This window comes from Paenibacillus sp. VTT E-133280 (genome assembly GCF_002264385.1).
GTDB lineage: Bacteria > Bacillota > Bacilli > Paenibacillales > Paenibacillaceae > Paenibacillus_AQ > Paenibacillus_AQ nitricinens.
Window position 1 is genome coordinate 48639 of the sequence record NZ_NFUX01000027.1, and the last position, 18466, is coordinate 67104.

17 protein-coding genes and 1 pseudogene are annotated in these 18466 nt (G+C 46.5%); 3 read left to right on the plus strand and 15 right to left on the minus strand.

Features of this window, described 5'->3' with window-relative positions:
* Positions 1 to 14 precede the first annotated feature (14 nt).
* The 9 genes from CA600_RS13880 to CA600_RS13920 all read right to left on the minus strand — a co-directional run bounded on the left by CA600_RS13880 (position 15) and on the right by CA600_RS13920 (position 7798).
* Positions 15 to 635, minus strand: coding sequence for a hypothetical protein (locus CA600_RS13880; protein ID WP_094870711.1), 621 nt, complete (start codon positions 633 to 635; stop codon positions 15 to 17).
* Between the two features lie 174 nt (positions 636 to 809).
* Positions 810 to 1361: a peptide deformylase gene (def, locus tag CA600_RS13885; protein WP_094870731.1), complete on the minus strand. Its 552-nt coding sequence runs from the start codon at positions 1359 to 1361 to the stop codon at positions 810 to 812.
* A 100-nt stretch (positions 1362 to 1461) separates the two neighbouring features.
* Positions 1462 to 2754, minus strand: coding sequence for a stalk domain-containing protein (locus CA600_RS13890; protein ID WP_094870712.1), 1293 nt, complete (start codon positions 2752 to 2754; stop codon positions 1462 to 1464).
* A 127-nt stretch (positions 2755 to 2881) separates the two neighbouring features.
* Positions 2882 to 3142 (minus strand): hypothetical protein, encoded by a 261-nt coding sequence (locus tag CA600_RS13895; protein ID WP_094870713.1) that lies wholly within the window; start codon positions 3140 to 3142, stop codon positions 2882 to 2884.
* 15 nt (positions 3143 to 3157) lie between these two features.
* Positions 3158 to 4042, minus strand: coding sequence for an inositol monophosphatase family protein (locus CA600_RS13900; protein WP_094870714.1), 885 nt, complete (start codon positions 4040 to 4042; stop codon positions 3158 to 3160).
* Between the two features lie 241 nt (positions 4043 to 4283).
* Positions 4284 to 5291 (minus strand): UV DNA damage repair endonuclease UvsE, encoded by a 1008-nt coding sequence (gene uvsE / locus CA600_RS13905; protein ID WP_094870715.1) that lies wholly within the window; start codon positions 5289 to 5291, stop codon positions 4284 to 4286.
* On the minus strand, positions 5288 to 5605 hold the full coding sequence (locus CA600_RS13910) for a hypothetical protein (protein WP_094870716.1): 318 nt from the start codon (positions 5603 to 5605) through the stop codon (positions 5288 to 5290). Before CA600_RS13910 ends, uvsE begins: the two co-directional genes overlap by 4 nt.
* Positions 5606 to 5652: 47 nt before the next feature.
* Positions 5653 to 6744, minus strand: coding sequence for a D-alanine--D-alanine ligase (locus tag CA600_RS13915; protein WP_094870717.1), 1092 nt, complete (start codon positions 6742 to 6744; stop codon positions 5653 to 5655).
* Between the two features lie 22 nt (positions 6745 to 6766).
* Complete coding sequence (locus tag CA600_RS13920) at positions 6767 to 7798, minus strand: amidase domain-containing protein (protein ID WP_094870718.1); 1032 nt, start codon at positions 7796 to 7798, stop codon at positions 6767 to 6769.
* A gap of 270 nt (positions 7799 to 8068) precedes the next feature.
* Between CA600_RS13920 and acnA the strand changes: the two genes are divergently transcribed.
* Positions 8069 to 10810 (plus strand): aconitate hydratase AcnA, encoded by a 2742-nt coding sequence (gene acnA / locus CA600_RS13925; RefSeq protein WP_094870719.1) that lies wholly within the window; start codon positions 8069 to 8071, stop codon positions 10808 to 10810.
* 479 nt (positions 10811 to 11289) lie between these two features.
* On the opposite strand, the gene CA600_RS13930 is transcribed toward acnA, so the two are convergent.
* A complete protein-coding gene (locus CA600_RS13930; protein ID WP_094870720.1) occupies positions 11290 to 12033 on the minus strand; it encodes an IclR family transcriptional regulator in 744 nt (247 codons plus the stop codon).
* Positions 12034 to 12304: 271 nt separating this feature from the next.
* On the opposite strand from CA600_RS13930, the gene CA600_RS13935 reads away from it, so the two are divergent.
* Positions 12305 to 13345: an alpha/beta hydrolase gene (locus CA600_RS13935; protein WP_076285877.1), complete on the plus strand. Its 1041-nt coding sequence runs from the start codon at positions 12305 to 12307 to the stop codon at positions 13343 to 13345.
* 188 nt (positions 13346 to 13533) lie between these two features.
* Positions 13534 to 14712 carry a Fe-Mn family superoxide dismutase gene (locus CA600_RS13940; protein WP_094870721.1) on the plus strand — a complete coding sequence of 393 codons (1179 nt, stop codon included), beginning with the start codon at positions 13534 to 13536 and terminating at the stop codon, positions 14710 to 14712.
* Positions 14713 to 14833: 121 nt separating this feature from the next.
* Here CA600_RS13940 and folE read toward each other — a convergent pair whose 3' ends face one another.
* The 5 genes and pseudogenes from folE to CA600_RS13965 all read right to left on the minus strand — a co-directional run bounded on the left by folE (position 14834) and on the right by CA600_RS13965 (position 18306).
* Positions 14834 to 15427 (minus strand): GTP cyclohydrolase I FolE, encoded by a 594-nt coding sequence (gene folE / locus CA600_RS13945; RefSeq protein ID WP_042123940.1) that lies wholly within the window; start codon positions 15425 to 15427, stop codon positions 14834 to 14836.
* Positions 15428 to 15472: 45 nt separating this feature from the next.
* Positions 15473 to 15724, minus strand: coding sequence for a YneF family protein (locus CA600_RS13950; RefSeq protein ID WP_042123938.1), 252 nt, complete (start codon positions 15722 to 15724; stop codon positions 15473 to 15475).
* 129 nt (positions 15725 to 15853) lie between these two features.
* A pseudogene (gene queG, locus CA600_RS13955) lies at positions 15854 to 17050 on the minus strand (tRNA epoxyqueuosine(34) reductase QueG); the annotation flags it as partial.
* A 37-nt stretch (positions 17051 to 17087) separates the two neighbouring features.
* Positions 17088 to 17696 carry a signal peptidase I gene (lepB, locus tag CA600_RS13960; protein WP_256989847.1) on the minus strand — a complete coding sequence of 203 codons (609 nt, stop codon included), beginning with the start codon at positions 17694 to 17696 and terminating at the stop codon, positions 17088 to 17090.
* 190 nt (positions 17697 to 17886) lie between these two features.
* Positions 17887 to 18306, minus strand: a complete 420-nt coding sequence (locus CA600_RS13965; protein WP_036676822.1) for a GNAT family N-acetyltransferase — start codon at positions 18304 to 18306, stop codon at positions 17887 to 17889.
* Positions 18307 to 18466: the final 160 nt, after the last annotated feature.

The window sequence follows — 18466 nt, forward strand, 5'->3', positions numbered from 1 at the left end:
TTTTTGCATTGGCACTATTCGAAGTCAATTTGCTTGTCCAATATAATCTCTGTCATGGTAGGTCGAAACATTTGGTCTCCTCCGGGTATTAAGGCAAATTGAACCGTATCCAGATCCGCTGGCAGCGGTGGCGAGACCAAGAATTGCATTTGTGTATGAGCTCCCCCTCCGTGACCTCCATGCGGCTGGATTTCATAGGCTGCCTCGCTCAAAATCTCCAATGTTAGAGCCGGTTTAAGATAAACGTGCTCCACTGTTTCTTTTAAATACTTAATCTCCACAGTAACTATACTGAGCGTTTCATACTGCATAGCATGTGTAAGTGTATACTCGCACTCTTCGAGGACTGTCCGCTTCACAATTGGAAGAACGCCGAGCAGTAAACCGGGCTCTTCCCAATATTTCCGTCTGGGCACAGCCTCATTCAGACTGTGTATATACTGTACAATCTGAGCAGTGTCCATCTCGAATCTAGTTGACCACTCCTCAAGGAGCTCACTTTCGGGGGAGAACCGTTTTTTGCCTGTTATAGCTTTACGTTCCTGAATCAGAGTCAAAATCTGCTCATCAATCTTCTTAACCTCATCATTATATTCGTTGACCACGCCTCTTATTGGCATTCTACCCCACCCCATTTCATAACCTCCTTCTGATAATAAAATTAATTTCTACCCATTATCTACATGGTACCTCCTTTGGATTAATTTGTAAAATATTTGAAATCATTCAATCTTGCAGATAGAAAAAAAGCATGTGCCCCTCAGCTTAATGCTGCAAGACCACACGCTTTATGATTCGGAGATTTTCTTTTACTCGTACAAGTTACGGATTTCCACTCCCTGAGGAAGCTTGAATGGATTTTCCTTGTTGATTCGGTCGTAGAACATGATCCCATCGAGATGATCAATCTCATGCTGGATGATGATGGCTTGGTAGCCCTTAAATTTAAGGACCACTTCCTTACCTTCAAGATCATATCCCTTTACCTTCACAGATTCATAACGAGGTACAAATCCATGCACCGGCCGATCAACCGACAGACATCCCTCGCTCTCCGGTAAGTATACCATGGTTAGTGAGTGACTGATGATTTTAGGATTAACCCAAGCATGCTCTACAATCCGCCCTCTTTCATCCGTAGAGTACATTACAAACATACGCTTCAACAGTCCGATTTGATTCGCTGACAGACCTACGCCCGAACGTAAATTGTATTCTTCGGAGATCTCCGGATCCTGGCTGTTCTTCAGAAACTGAAGCATACATTGCAGAGTCTCACGATCCTCCTTCTGTAAAGGAAGCTCCACCGGCTGTGCCACGGTACGAAGCACGGGATGACCTTCCCGTACAATATCATCCATTGTGATGATATATTCAGCACTAAATTTTGAACTAGACAATATTCCATCCACCTTTGCCTTACGGGCTTAATTTAAAGTACTTATGGTATAGTATGCAGATTTATGGATTTATGAAAGCCGTTCGCAGTTTGCTACTATAATTAACATCAAATCCAAGTCCGGTCGCCAATGCGGCAAGGGGAAGATAAGTTTTATCTTCTTTGCCTACCTTTTGCAGAAAAGCAGGGGTATCAATGGCTACATTCTGTCCATTCACCTTAATAAATTTGCTGCCGATCGTGATTACAACAGTCCGTCCACCGTATTCAATAGTCGCACTGGAGGTCTTATTATCCCACTTTCCATTAGCGCCTACGGCATTTAGAATATCTTTAAGCGCCAAGAAGTTCTGACCATTCTTAAGGATGGGCTTATTCGGCGTATTTAACTCTACACCCTTTACAACAATCGACATCGGTACAGCATCTGCAGCCATCGCCATTACAGTGGGAATGCGGTATTCCCCCCATTGTAATTCAGCAAATACTTTTGCAATGGTCTCGTATCCGAGCTGCGTAGGGTGAAAATCCGCTTGTCCGGCCCCGATAATATGCGTGAGTGATCCCTCTGAGCCGGCAAACTTTGCCGCTACATGAGCTACTACTACATTTGCTCCTTCTTGATTCATACTTGCAGCCACACGATCTGCCGAATCCGTAAATTTCGCTGCTGCGGTCATCAATTTAGTGTACATCGCACCAAGAGCGATCTTAGGAGCAGGCTGATATTGATCAGCCAGTATAATTGTTGCTTGTGGATTTATCGCACGAATATTCTCAAGACTTGCCTTCACATTCGTATTGTAATCCGCCAGCTTCTGCTCCAGCTGAGATTCAAAATCTGTATCTGTCAGCTCCTTAACCTGTAAGAAAAGACGGCTTACATCATTCCCCCCAATTGTAATCGTAATCAGATCGGCTTCCTTCAGCTCTGATGCAATCTGAGGGGTTAATTTTACGAATTGGTCTATCCGCGGATCTGGAAGACCTGACTGAATACCTTCAGCCGTAATCACTGAGCCATCCTTGATTGACCCTGTGTAATTACGTAATCCAGCAGTAGTCAGTCCTAAAATACCATAATTGGTAAGCTCGCTCCTGCCATGATACCAACCCTGCTCCAGTAGTCGCTCCGCATAGCCGTAAGGCTTGGTATTCACATCCGTCATTCCCGGCTCATATCCGGCAGTAATCGAATCGCCAAGAGCTACGATGCGAAAGACATCCTGACTTGCATCTTGTGTTGCAGACGTGTCAGCTGCATTTGCCGATCCGGCACCTACGCCAATCAGCACAGATAACAAAAGCATACTGCTTGTGCTGGCTGCTAAAATTCTTCTCCACTTGCTTAGCATCGTATCCCTCCCAAAATGTTCTAATTCTCATTCTACCATCCCTGATAGCAACGCAAAAGAGCGGCCACCCATATTCGGGAAACCGCTCTGAAAATCACAATTATTATCACAGCTAGCAACGAATGTCTTATTCTTTATTGGAATCCTCTTGTGAATTCAAATTTTTCCCGGCACGTTCCAGATATTTATCATAACGCTCGTCTAGTTCACGTCCAATCTTACGGTACCGCAGCGTCTCCTCCACAATAGGATCCATTGTGGTCTGGATACGAATCTCATACTTCGGAGAGATCTCACGGATTTCTTTAGCTATACGGTCACCCTGTTCCATCTCTCCATCAACCAACATTTCGCTTAGCTTGCGTTCAAGATCATCCTTCTCGCTCATGATGCATCGTCCTCCCTAAAGCTTATATCCTGTTGCTTCAGCATTCTTCAGTGACGAAACCAAATATTCGTGAATATGACCATTACTTGCAACTATATGACGAGTGCCAATATCATATGGACGCCCAAGCGTATCCGTAATTCTGCCCCCTGATTCCAGCACTAGAAGTACTCCTGCTGCACAATCCCAGGGGCTTAAGCCTACTTCCCAGTATCCATCTACCCGACCTGCCGCCACATAAGCCAAGTGTAGAGCAGCTGAACCTCCTGCGCGAATACCACGAATCTGCGGAAGAATGCTCTGTAGTCCTGCCATATTGACAGGCTGCGCAAATTCACGGTCCGGCGGAAAGCCCATAGCAATCAAGCTATCTCCAAAAACGTTCTCTGTAGATACTGAGGTAGGAACACCATGCATGTAGGCTCCCTTACCTTTTTCAGCAACGAACATTTCATCACGAATCGGATCGTAAATTACACCAACCGATAATTCTCCACGAATCACCAAAGCAATGGAGACACAGTAAAACGGAAATCCGTGTACAAAATTAGTCGTACCATCTACAGGATCTACAATCCACAGATATTCATGCTCACGAGCTTCTTCCAATGCAGCCGTCGCTGCTGCTGCTCCCGGGGATACGCCTTCCTCACCAAGGATCGCATGATCTGGATAATGTGTCAGAATCAATCGGCGGATCATCTGTTCAACGCCTTTATCTACTTCCGTAACAAGATCCTGAGCCGATGTTTTCGTACTAAGTTCATTCACCAGACCCTGTCTGCTCTTTATCCACTCTCCTGCTTTGGCAGCAGCATTAATGGCTACCGCCGTATGTCCCTTGCTCGTTACTACATAGGGTTCACGTTCGGTCTTACCCTCTGGTTTTATAGGACTCATATCTTCACTCCGCTTCCTTGAACATAATCGCCATTGGCATGAAATTTTTAGCAATCCTATTCACAATACCGTTCAATACGCCAAAACGTTCTCAAAGTTCCGCCATAGGGATACCCATTTCTATGATCCCTTGAATGTTAATCTAATCGTAATAAAGTTTCATTCAACGTACCCTATTTCAAGTTACATATCAAGTCATGATAGGGCCCGTATTCGGGACCTATCGCCTTATTTTCATTGTTTAAGGTTCAATATTCACACTTGCCCCATTTAATACGGAAATTCCGTTACCGGCATCAGCCAGCTCCTTCATTGCTTCCATCAATCCAAATAACGCACCATCTTTTAGTTTTGCCTCAATCATAACATCGAGAGCAGGGGTATCTGCAGCTATTCGCTTTAAAAAAGCTACCAATGGCGCAGGCTCCACACCATCTGCATGGCTGCGTGGATCAGACGGACTGCGCGGACTAGATACATGAATCTTAGGCGGCAAAAGCTCTCCCGATGGAACATCCTTCTGCGCAAGCTCACTCCGCCATGTCTGCTGAATGTCAGGCCACAGCTCCCAAGGGAGCTCTCCTTCATTATTCACCCATTGATGGTGAATATCCAGCACCATCGGCAGACCTACATTCTGGCAGACTGCCAGTGTCTCCGGGGCTGTGAAGGTCTTATCATCATTCTCCAGCGTAATTCGCGCCTGCAGCGCTGCTGGTAGCTCGCGGAAATGCTCCTCGAACCGCTTGGCTGCCACCGGCTTGTCCCCGTAGGCTCCGCCGATATGAATATTGTTCTTCGCCATGGCAGGAAGACCCATGGCATTCAGCATGTCCGTGTGGTGCTGCAAATCCCGGATGGAACTTACTAGCACCTCAGGACGGGGTGTACTAAGCACTGTAAAGTGATCTGGATGAAAAGACACCCGCATCCCATGCTTTTTCACATATTGCCCCACTTCCGCGAATTCCTCAGCGAGCGCAGCAAACGGATTCCAATCCTGTAAATCAGGATGCGTCGCTAGAGGAATCAGCTTAGAAGTGAGACGATACACGAAGATGTCCGAACCCACATTATGCTTCATTAGTCGCAGTGTATTATGCAGATTCATCCGAGCGAGGTTCTCCAGACGACGAAGTGCCGCTTCACGGTCATCCAGCTTCTTGAAGGAGGCCATCGTCATGGTTTTGGATGGAGAGCAGTCTTTAATAACGGTGGACATCGCTACATATCCAAATCGGACTATCATCCCTGCGATCCAAAAAACATTTCATCTGCTAGTGCAGTCTGTACTTTGGATTCTTCTTCATTCAGTTTACGCACGAGTTCCATTTCGACCGCTGTAACCTCATGCCCCTGAAAATTAATCTCTGCAATCGAAGCAGAGATTTTGACAATCGCTACAGCTACATTCTCAGGCGTGTAGGCAATCACCTTCTGACCTGTCGGATATACGCGAAAGCCCTGCTTCACCATTTTGGTACGCCCGTACTCCAGCAGCTCGTACAGCTCTTGTTCATTTTTGAACTTACAGACGGAATTGAATTCAGTTTGAAAACCCATATTTTTTCGCCCCTTTCTAGTCGCTATAAACCCGCTGGTAGCTTCAATTACTCATTGTCATACTTAAGACCTTGTTTGAAATTATAGCGCTCTAAAGCTAACTCAATCATACGGTCTAGCAGAGCTCTATAGGACACACCTGTCTCACGCCACAATAATGGATACATGCTGTAAGGCGTGAAGCCGGGCATCGTATTCACTTCGTTTATTAGAATTTTACCATCCGATCTCCGCAGGAAGAAGTCCGCCCGGGTAATCCCGCTACCCTCAATCGCTCGAAAAGCGGTTATCGCGGACTCCCGCAAATGATCGGCAACTTCAGAATCTACTGGCGCAGGAATCATCATTTGCGATTTGCCGTCCGTATATTTAGCTGCGTAGTCATAATATTCTCCAGAAGAAACGATTTCACCCGGAACAGAGGCCTCTGGCTCATCATTTCCGAGCACACCGACCTCTACCTCACGAGCATCCACGAATTCCTCAATAATGACTTTGGTGTCATAACGGAAGGCGAAGTCTATAGCTTTTACAAGACTTTCCTTATCAGAAGCCTTAGAAATACCTACACTTGAGCCCAGATTAGCAGGCTTTACGAATACTGGATATCCCAGTTTATCCTCTACACCCACAATCAACTCATGACTTTTTCTTTTCCAAGCGCTGATGTTAAAATAACAATATTCACACTGATCCAGACCTGCATCAGCGAATAGCTTCTTCATAACAACCTTATCCATCCCTGCCGAAGAGGCAAGAACACCAGCCCCAATGTAAGGAATATTCGCCATTTCGAACAACCCTTGAATCGTGCCGTCCTCGCCATACGTGCCGTGCAATAGTGGGAACATGACGTCCACCGCATTTTCCCCACCGGATAGTCCACTAAATACTACATTCAGAGCTGTGCCCATATCTTCCGTTGCATCTGAAAGTTTAAGCTGCTCTACCTCACTGTAAGGTGCCGATAACGTCTCTCCGACTTTCCACAAGCCCTGTTTTGAAATATAAAAAGGGATAATCTCATATTTATCGTAATCAAATGAGTTCATCACGGCAAAAGCCGTCTGTAGCGATACCTCATGTTCTCCGGATTTGCCCCCGTACGCCAGCCCTACGGTTAGTTTTGCGTTCCCCATACCTTTATAACCTCTTTCTGTCTTATAAATAGTCGTTAATATGAAAAAAACGGTATTTCGTTTGATCCGTCCATGCGTAGGAATCACGATAGTCCCAGAAGCGATGACGACTGCTAACGGTACGTGCATTCACAAGCGGCATGCCACCAGCATCAAAGGCTGTGACGATCGTGCTGTGCTGATATTGCCCGTTGCCATCCCAGTCATATTGAATGATATCGCCCAGCATCAATTGCTCCGGCCGCTCCATGACTTCCGCACGCAAGCCATTGCTCCGGCTAACGCTCAAATAGTGCTGCAGACTGTCTGATACAGCCCAGCTATAACTCCACCATTCTTGTTTTCCTTGGTAGCCTTTGTACCACCAGCCCGTTTCTCTTTTACCAGTATAGTTGATAGGCGCGCCCCCTGCAAAGAGGCATTGGGAGACATAATTCGTACAATCCACCTCAAATGTTTCGAACTCCGGATTCCCGTCTTTCCACCAACGGTCGGCATAAGCCACCGCTTCTTCACGATTGTAGCGAACCTCTCTTGAGCCCGAGATCTCACCAAGAATATTCCGGTTTAGAAGGGGCTGTGATGGCAGCGGAGCAGGCAAAGCTTCCCCCCATTTGGACAACCTGCCTGATAACTCCGCCTCAGCTCTATGAACTGTATTCCTTTCGGGAATGGTTCGTTCTATAGCAGCAATTTCCCAACCCCCTCCGTCCCGCACAAAGGTCAACCGCTCCAGCTCAACCCTATCCTCGCGGTGGTTAACGCCTCCTTTTTCATAATAGAGTGCACTATGCAGCGTAACCTCTGCTACCACCTCAGTCGGAGTCTGCCGGACGGTCCGTAAAGTCTTTACACCTGTTTCCCCACGCAGCGGAGTGATCCCACGAGCGGTATACCATTCAGCAATACGGCGTGAACGTTCCCCTTGCTCCACCAGAAAACGCGGATCTTTAACGGATACGGAAACTGTTTGCGATGAGGACTTAGGTTCCACCCTGGCCTTATTCACTTGATCTACATATACATATAGACTCTGCTTCCACTGTTGTTCCATTATACTCGCACCCCTTCATTCCCTTTTAACTACTGCTCTATGTATATGAAAGGAAACAGGCCGCTATACAGATCGCTTCAATTTACATGGTAGGGCATATGCTTTACTTATAGCTTACGTTTTAGAGGTAACTCTAAATGGTTTCTGAGATGCGATATTCGGGCTTTATATATAGGAAAAAAAACTTTACTCCCCTCTTTGTAACCGTTATAATTAAATAACATGCAATGTGAAATTGAGTTTCAATAGATGAAACAAGGAGGCGCACATATGCCAAGCAAGGATCATTTCTCGTTGGCCCGCACCCTGGAATCAGGTGGCAAATCTTATCGCTATTATGATCTTAACTCCCTTGAGGAACAAGGATTGGGCTCTATCTCTTCCCTTCCTTTCTCGATCAAAGTATTACTTGAGGCGGCTGTTCGTCAATTTGATGGACGGGCGATTACAGAAGAACATGTGAAACAATTGGCTGATTGGTCAGGCGACATTGATCGCAATAAAGAAATTCCGTTTATCCCTGCTCGTATCGTACTTCAGGACTTTACCGGTGTTCCGGTAGTCGTAGATCTGGCTGCTATGCGTGATACTGTAAAGAAAGCCGGCGGAGATCCTAAACAGATCAACCCGCTCGTTCCCGTTGACCTTGTCATTGACCACTCTGTTATGGTTGATGCTTTCGGTACGGCAGACGCTTTGGAATATAATATGAACGTGGAGTTTGAGCGTAACGAGGAACGTTACCGTTTCCTTCGCTGGGCACAGACCGCTTTCAATAACTTCCGCGCAGTTCCTCCAGCTACCGGTATCGTGCATCAGGTGAACTTGGAGTATTTGGCTTCCGTAGCCACTACTAAAACTATCGATGGTGAAACTGTCGTTTATCCAGATTCCCTTGTTGGAACGGACTCCCACACTACTATGATCAATGGACTTGGTGTTGTAGGCTGGGGTGTAGGTGGTATTGAGGCTGAAGCAGGTATGCTCGGACAACCGCTCTATTTTGTTACACCAGATGTAGTGGGCTTCAAGCTTACAGGCAGCCTTATCGAAGGGGCTACAGCAACAGACTTGGCACTGACAGTTACTGAAATGTTGCGTAAAAAAGGCGTAGTCGGCAAATTCGTCGAATTCTACGGTCCTGGTCTTGCTAACATCAGTCTTGCTGACCGGGCAACGGTTGCTAACATGGCGCCGGAATACGGAGCAACGATCGGTTTCTTCCCTGTAGATGAAGAGACACTTGCTTATCTTCGCAGCACAGGTCGTCCAGATGATCTGGTCGAGCTCGTTGAATCTTATTACAAAGCACAAGGCATGTTCCGTACTTCGAATACACCAGACCCTCAGTTCAGCGATTTCATTGAACTTGACCTAGCTTCTGTCGTCCCAAGCTTAGCTGGACCAAAACGTCCGCAAGACCGGATCGAGCTTACGCATATGAAAGAGAATTTCGAAGGAATTATCCGTACACCTGTAGACAAAGGCGGTTACGGTCTCAGCGATGAGAAAATCGCCCAAGTCGTAGAAATAGAACATAAAAATGGCACCAAAAGCAAGCTAAGCACAGGCGCGGTCGTGATCGCAGCGATTACAAGCTGTACGAATACTTCCAACCCTAGCGTTATGCTTGGTGCAGGTCTTTTGGCGAAAAAAGCTGTGGAACGTGGTCTGACCAAACCAGCATACGTGAAGAGCAGCTTGACTCCAGGATCATTGGTAGTTACTGAGTATTTGGAAAAAGCAGACCTGCTGAAGCCACTTGAAGCACTGGGCTTCTACTTGGCGGGATATGGCTGTGCTACTTGTATCGGTAACTCCGGTCCATTGCCTGAAGAGGTTAGCCAAGCCATCACTGATAACGATATGACCGTAGCTGCTGTAATCTCCGGTAACCGTAACTTTGAAGGCCGCGTACATGCTCAGGTCAAAGCCAACTATTTGGCTTCACCGCCGCTCGTAGTTGCTTACGCACTGGCTGGCACTGTAAATATCGATTTGCAGACTGAACCGCTCGGATTTGATCCACAAGGTGAACCAGTATTCCTGAAGGATATTTGGCCAACTACTGCTGAAATTCGTGAAGCCATTGGTCTCTCCCTTAGTCCGGAGATGTTCCGTCGTAAATACGAGAATGTATTCACTGCTAATGAACGTTGGAATTCTATCCCTGTTCCACAAGGCGAGCTGTATGAGTGGGACGATAACTCCACGTATATTCAGAATCCGCCATTTTTTGAGCATCTGGCAGACGGTCTGGGAGACATCAAGGATATCAAGGATGCACGCGTTCTGGCGTTGCTTGCTGATTCCGTAACAACCGACCATATCTCACCTGCAGGTAATATCTCTACCTCTGGTCCTGCCGGCGAATATTTACGCGATCATGGTGTAGAACGTGCAGACTTCAACTCCTACGGCTCACGCCGCGGAAATCATGAAGTCATGATGCGTGGTACATTCGCTAATATCCGGATTCGTAACGCAGTAGCTCCAGGTACAGAAGGCGGAGTTACAACCTTCCTGCCAAGTGACGAAGTCATGTCCATCTATGACGCTTCCATGCTGTATCAGGACGCTGGACAGAATCTCATCGTTATCGCCGGTAAAGAATACGGCACAGGAAGCTCACGTGACTGGGCTGCCAAGGGCACACTTCTGTTAGGTGTTAAAGCTGTTATTGCTGAGAGCTTTGAGCGGATTCACCGCAGCAATCTGGTTGGTATGGGTGTGCTTCCACTGCAATTCCAGGAAGGCCACGGCTGGAGCAGCTTGGGACTGACCGGACGCGAGACCTTCAACATTACCGGTCTCGATAACGAGGTGACGCCAAGCCAAGATCTAACTGTTACCGCTACCCGTGAAGACGGTACTCAATTTGACTTCCCTGTTACTGCACGACTCGACAGCACGGTTGATATTGATTATTATCGCAATGGTGGTATTCTACAAACTGTACTTCGTCAAATGCTGGCAGATGCCACAGATTCTTCGGCTGTATCGGTAGAATAGGTTTAACAAGGAATGTCTCGCGTCCATGAGTGGCTGTGAGGCAGTTCCTTGTTGCTGGAGCGCCCCAGTAGCCGATTGTTGGCTGCTGGGGCTTCTTTGTTTGCTTGGACCCTTGCCCTGAGTCTAGGGGTTCAGGGGTAGATTAGCGTCTTCTGAGTCCGGATGGCTCGGGAGATATCAGAAGAACAACCTAAATTACTGGTAAACTAGAACGGGTTACGGCGTTTTTACTCTAGTGTTCCAGCTCTGGTATTACGACGTTACGCGCTTCCGAGCATCTCAGCATAGTAAGCAGTGGATTGCCAAAGGCAACACTGAGCTCGGTTAGTCGTCAGGTACCCATTATTCGACAAAATCAAGCCCCCCTTACTCAAAAAAACAAACAGCGATCCTCCAATAACGGAGAGATCGCTGTTCTGCTTCTTAACGGTCTGTCTCATTCAGCGAAAAACACACTTTATGAGACCACCCTGTTCTTCCTATGGAATCATCATACCCATTTCACTTGCTGCTTCCTTCAAGATGGCGGCATACTCCACTAACGTATCCCTAGACAAGCGGCTGACCGGCCCTGACAGCGATAATGCCGCAATCACATTTCCACTACGGCCTGTGACAGGTACAGCCACAGCGGCCGCACCAGACTCACGTTCTTCGAAACTAGTAGCATACCCTAACCGGATGATCTCATTAAGCTGATCTTTGTATACACTCTTCTCAACGTAATCCGGCCACTCCGAACTCTCCAGCAGCGCTCTCAACACCTCAGGCGGTGCATACGCCGCTAACACCTTACTCGACGCACCTACGGATAATGGCAGCCTCGCACCGATCTGTGCGACTCTACGAATCGCCTGCTGGCTCTGTACCGCCTGAATACGTACGCGTTCAATACCATCCCGTAAGTAAAGACTTACCGTCTCTCCGAGTCGATCTCTCAGCCGTTCCATAGATGGCAGCAATACCGCTGCCGACTCGTCAAAAGCAGGCAGATGCGTAGACAACTCCCAGATTCGTATACCCAGCCTGTATTTTTCTGTTGCCGGATTGCGAATAAGAAAGCCCTTTTCCTCGAGTGTTGCCAGCAATCTGTGGACTGTACTCTTATGTAAGTCAATCTTTGATGCGATCTCTGTTAACCCTAAATCACTGTCCTGCGTAAAACAAAGTAATATGTCGAGCGCACGTTCTACCGCGCGTACCGTTAGCTTTCGGTCCTCCACAGTAATCCCCCCTCGTGTTTCATCAAATGAAACGCGGTTACATTATAATTAACTCTATCTTAGTGCAAAACTCTACGGAAAGTCCAGTATATTCACTGAGCCGAAAAAGACTGGTCCGCACTTTACAGTTACATTACAAAACGGTCCAATTCATTGACTTTGTAAGTGCTTCAACTTACGATAAACATATTAAATATACTAATGCTTTAGTATCATTTTCGACAAAATATCCTAGGCACTAGTACTCACATCATACTTAGGAGGGGACCTTATGGATCTGACAACCAGCCGAGCAGGCACGTCAGTCTCCCGTCGTCCTAAACTACCTAAACAGGGCAGTTCATCACGACTATCGCTGCGGATGATCCGTGTTAAGCATATTATCGTTGCATTGCTATTATCTATATTCTTCTTTTTAGCATTTTGTTTTGTCTCGCTTCATGGCTACATCGCTTGGGTGCTGTCCAATCCAACCGTTGCGCCACTGTATTCCAATCCTATGATGGCCAAAGGCCTCGCCTACGAGGATGTAACCTTCCCAGCTAAGGATGGCAGTCGCATGATGAACGGCTGGTATATTCCAGCCAAGGATGCCACTAAGACTATCGTGTTCAGTCATGGCTATGGTGCCAACCGCGAAGAGTCTTGGGTACCTATGTACGATCTCGCGCACTATGCACACAGTCTGAATTTCAATGTCGTAATGTTTGATTACGGATTTGCTGCCCAAGGTAATAAGGATATTGCAACCGGCGGCAAAAAAGAATCCCAGCAGCTTCTAGGCGCCATTGATTTCGCAAAGGAACGCGGGGCGAAAGAGCTAGTTGTTTGGGGCTTCTCCATGGGTGCTGGCACAGCACTGCAGGCAGGATTAGTATCTGAGGACATCGACGCGATGATTCTGGACAGCACCTTTTTGTTAGAACCAGACACGCTGTATCATAATATCAAGCAGAATATCGATCTGCCGCGCCAACCTTCCCTGGCGATCATGGAAATGCTGTTCCCGGTACTGAACGGTACGGGACTAGATCAAATTCCTTATGCCAAGGTTAAGTCCAAAGATTATCCTTTCCCTATCCTATTCATGCATGGAACCAAAGACGATAAAGCCCCTTATCCTATTGCCGAAGAACTAGCAGCAAATCAGAACAATCCGTTCTCTGATTCCTGGATCATCGAGGGTAGTCATCATGAGCTGTTGTTCCGCGAGCATCCCCGTGAGTATTTGCGGCGGGTCTCCGCTTTCTTAGGGAATGTCCATTTGGCCAAAAATAATAATGGCGATCAGCCAGCGATGGCAAGTAACTAACTAAGTGCTAATAACCATACGAACAGCCTCTTCCAGGGACAGAAAGAAATATATCCTAGGAAGAGGCTGTTTTCATCCCCAGGAAAAAAAGAAGCCCAAGAGTCACTCTAAGTTTATGTTCTTCATAACCTTCCAAGACCGTTCATATAATGGACTGATAAAGACATATCACGGGAGGTTTTCTTGGCATGCTATATGTATACGGGCCGATGCTGCCAGTACGTATTCTGGAAGAAATCGTATTTTGGAAAACTCAAGAGAAAGAGCATACTGAGGTCATCAAAGCGATCGTACCTAAATTAGAGGATCCTTATGTGAAACTCCTCGATGAATGGGCCGTTGTTTTTGGTGCAACAGAGCAGGCGGCACAGCAGCTATTGAATGCTGCCCTTTCCGCTTCTCCTCCACCACAGGCAGAACTCACTGCGGAAACGGAAAAACTGCTACATATCTCCTGCAATCAATCCCAAGAGTTCGTCCGGCAGCTCTTTGCCATCATGGAGAGCAGCGCGGCGGTCAAAGCTGTCCCCCTTGCAACTACTGTGATTCTGCATATTATTCGCGAATCAGAATACTTTCTCGCCGTACTGCAGACACTCAGCTCGCCCGGAAAACTTTCACAAATCATGCGCGATTATAAAGAGGATTATGTCGTAAGTATCGATACAGACGATATCACGCGAAATGATGGATTCTCTACTTTTACTGATACTGTTCCTGATATCCGCGATAAAAACGACGCGGTACCCATTGGCGGCCATACGCTACCTCCCTTGCCTTACGCCTATAATGCACTAGAACCTTATATTGACGAAAAGACGATGAGAATTCATCACGATAAGCATCATCAAAGTTATGTAGATGGATTAAACAAGGCTGAAGTTAAATTAGCAGATTCCCGTAAGAACGGTGACTTCGATCTCGTTAAACATTGGGAGAGAGAATTAGCCTTTAATGGCGCAGGCCACTATCTTCACACGATCTTTTGGAACGTGATGTCTCCGCAAGGCGGGGGGCGCCCAACAGGTGCTTTATTAGAAGCTATAGAACAAAGCTTTGGAAGCTATGACAGCTTCAAGAAACAGTTCACCGAAGCTGCGAATAAAGTAGAAGGTGGCGGATGGGCCATTCTCGTCTGGAGCCCACGCAGCCATAGACTAGAAATTCTCACTGCAGAAAAACACCAAAATTTATCGCAATGGGACGTTGTTCCGCTCTTGGCCTTGGATGTATGGGAACATGCCTACTATCTGAAACATCAGAATAATCGTGCGGATTATATTAACGATTGGTGGAAGGTCGTCAACTGGCCATATGTGTCAGAGCGTTTTGCCGCTGCCAGTAAACTGGCATGGAAGCCTTACTGATCACTTTTCACTTCGTAGAAGACATCACTTCTATTCGCTTATATTGACCCAAAAGGACCGATCACTCACAAAAAGTGAATAATCGGTCCTTCTAATTTCGAGGCATAGACACCTCTATATACTATTCTTTAATCAAGCTCAGAAACTCCGCACGAGCGGCGGCATCCTCCCGGAAGACCCCTCTAGTAGACATGGTTACCGTCTTACTTCCTGGCTTCTTCACTCCACGTGCGCACATACAAAGATGTTCACCTTCCACTACGACCATAACGCCGTGAGGGCTTAGTACCTCCGTCATAATATCCGCAATTTGCGTCGTAATGCGCTCTTGAACCTGCAAACGCCGACTCACTGCTTCAACTAGGCGGGCTAATTTGCTGAGTCCAGCAATCCGTCCGCTCGGAATGTATCCAATATGCACTTTACCGAAGAAAGGAGCCATGTGATGCTCACATTGGCTGTAATAGACGATATCCTTCACGATCACTAGCTCTTCATGAGACTCATCAAAAGTAACACCGAGCGCCTCGCGGGGATCTATCGAATAACCGCCGAATATCTCCTCGTACATCCGCGTAACACGTGCTGGTGTTTCAAGCAGTCCCTCGCGGCCGGTATCTTCACCGATTAATTCTAATATTTTCTCAACGTGATACTCGATTTGCTCACGGTTCTCTGATACTTTACCGTTCACGTATTCATTGATGTTCCCCATGATGTCTCCCCCTTCCGCACCCGTATAATTTCTATCCGGACCCGGTTACTTACTTCTACGTTTATTCCCTTTAGCTGCTCCTGGTCGGGCGCCTGTCTGGTTCTGATTCTTCATCATCTGTTGGGCACGTTGCATTTGTTTCCCATTCAGGTTATAACCCATTTGTTTCGCAACCTTTTGCAGCATTTCAGGATCATTCTGCATAGTTGTCATTTGTCTGCGCAGATAATACACACCGATAAAAAATCCACCGATGAGACCTACGACCAATGTAATAATAGGTAATGCGATATTCATCTAAAGCCCACCTCTACACTCTATTGTCTGCATCGCCATATGGCGCGCGAATCTATCATAGCATTTCGAGAACTGGACAGCAATTGGGAATATGCAACCTGTCTATGATCTTTTTCCTTCATTAACATCACTGTCCTCTCGTGCCTGCTTCGCAGTAAGGAGCACATCCTGTGCCCGGCTCAGCATTTCTTTTACCGTGTCATGCTCTTCGCGATCTAAAGCCGATTCAACAGCAGCTAGAGCCTCCTCACCACCGATGCGTCCCAGCGCCCAAGCAGCCGTGCCTCGCATCTCAGGCCGCGGCTCTTTCAGAACAATTTCTGTTAGCTTAGGCACAGCCTCTACTTCCTTGAAATTACCGAGAGCGATGATCGCATTTCGTTGCATTGGTTTTTTGCCTCTCCAGGCAGCAGAGCTATTTCCGAATTTCTCTTTGAATTCACGATTGCTAAGATCCAGGATCGGCATTAACAATGGCTTCACGATCTCAGGATCAGGCAGCATCTGAGGGCGATGATTCCAGTTCTTCCCTCGATTCTTGGGACATACAATCTGGCAGGTATCACAGCCGTATAGACGATTGCCAATCTTTGTCATGTATTCGTCACTCAGAAATCCTTTGGTCTGCGTCAAAAAAGAAATGCAAGCCTGCGCGTTAAGTTGACCCGGACCCACCAGCGCGCCGGTTGGACAGGCATCAATGCACTTGGTACATTCCCCACAGCCTTCTTCAACAGGTTCATCCGGAGCAAAAGGAATGTTCGTAACCATCTCCCCCAGATAAATCCAGGATCCCCATTTGGGCGAGATAATGGAACAGTTTTTGCCGCTGAAGCCTATTCCTGCTCTCTCCGCAACTGCTCTATCTACCAACACACCGGTATCGACCATACTTTCCAGCACAGCCTCCGGCACACGTTCATGAATAAAGTCCTCTAACTTACTTAAGGCCTCCCTCAGCACATGATGATAATCCCTGCCCCATGATGCTCGGGCGAGAATGCCTCTACGCGCACCTGGCTCAGACTTCGGGGGATTCTCCATTTTGGAAGGGTACGCTACTGCAATTGCAATAATTGACAAAGGCTTGTCCCCGGATGACAGTGCTGGAATCGTCCTTTTATCCAAATCTGGTTCCTCGAAACCCGATTCATAACCTTTGTCCCGATGGTCTTGCAGAATATTTTTTAAATATAAAAAAGGCTCTGCTGTAGTAAACCCGATATCATCAATACCGAGTGACGTCGCAGCCTCCTGAATTTCCGCTTTAAGCTCTGCCCACTTGGAAGGCGGGGGTGCGTACGGTGACTGAAAAGTATTGTTCATTTCCGCCTTCTCCTTTTCATATCGTTAATAATCTTTCTTATAATCCTTTCAGTTTAGACAACGGCCACCAGATATAATCCGCTCTGCCTACAATCATGTCCTGAGGGATCGAGCCGAAATAACGGCTATCTTTGCTTGCTGAAGCATGACGGTTATCTCCCATGACAAAATAATTTCCGCTCTCCACCGTTAACGCCGCGAAATCCGGGTCTTCAATCTCGGTATCTATATACGGCTCATTCACTATTTTCCCATTCACATATAACTGGTGATCCTTCACTTCTATGATATCTCCAGGTATGCCAATGACACGTTTCACTAAAAAATCCTTTCGACTAGGCCCCGTACTAGGATCATGAAGAATGACGACATCCCCGTGTTTTGGGTTTACAAACATCAATGAAAGCTTATTAATAAAGAGCCTCTCACCTTCCACAAGCGTTGGCTGCATAGACTGACCTTTGACCGTTGATATATTGAACACAAAAATATTAAGAACCGACATTACCGCAAAGACAACTACCGCTGTAAGCAACCATTCCTTCAGTTCCGCGGCCAAACGATCTCCAAAGCCTTTCTTTGATCTGGAGGATCTATGTCTTTGCTTCCGATTACGCATGAACTCTACTTGGGACTCCTGACTCAATATGTCACCTCTTATTCTCAATTATTGATGTCTATACTTGCAGATATTATAACAATAAAAAAGCATATCTCCCAGCCATTAGTAATGGACTTCTGGAAAATACGCTTGAGTATGAATGAAACAGACTATATCATCAACTATAGTTCTTTATTTAGTAAATGTTTCCGCTTACGCATCTGAGTGACCGAAATTACCCAACAATGCTCAGCTTCCGGACAGATTTGAAAATTTGATTCTCGCTATATCCCATAGCTTCATACAATGGCAAGGCAAAAGAATTATGCTCATCGACAGCTACGTAGATACCACTAACCTTACGAGCTTGAAACCTGGATTCCATAGCCGATACCAGACTTCTACCGACTCCTCTGCGGCGATAATCAGGATGTACTGCAATCCGGAAATAACAACCGTGGTTTTTCTCAATCGTACCAATCAGTGCTCCAACAATTTCTTCTTCATCTTCCGCAACTACAATGAGATCTGAATCCCATGAAAGCTGCCTGGAGAAAGGCTCGATAGTGTTCTCGAAACATTCTTCCGATAATGCTGTTTGCAGCAAATCAGTCACAGGGCTAACGTCGCTTAATTGAAAGGAACGAACGTGCATTCTTTAAAATCTCCCTTGTCTATGGCTTATGAATTTAACAAAAAGAAGGGGTTCCCTTAACATTGAGAAAATAAAAAAAAGCATCAAATACCGAGGAATACCTGCTTTTAAATCTATTAAAGCACACTTTTCTCGTGATATCATCATTTTTCTTTTGAAA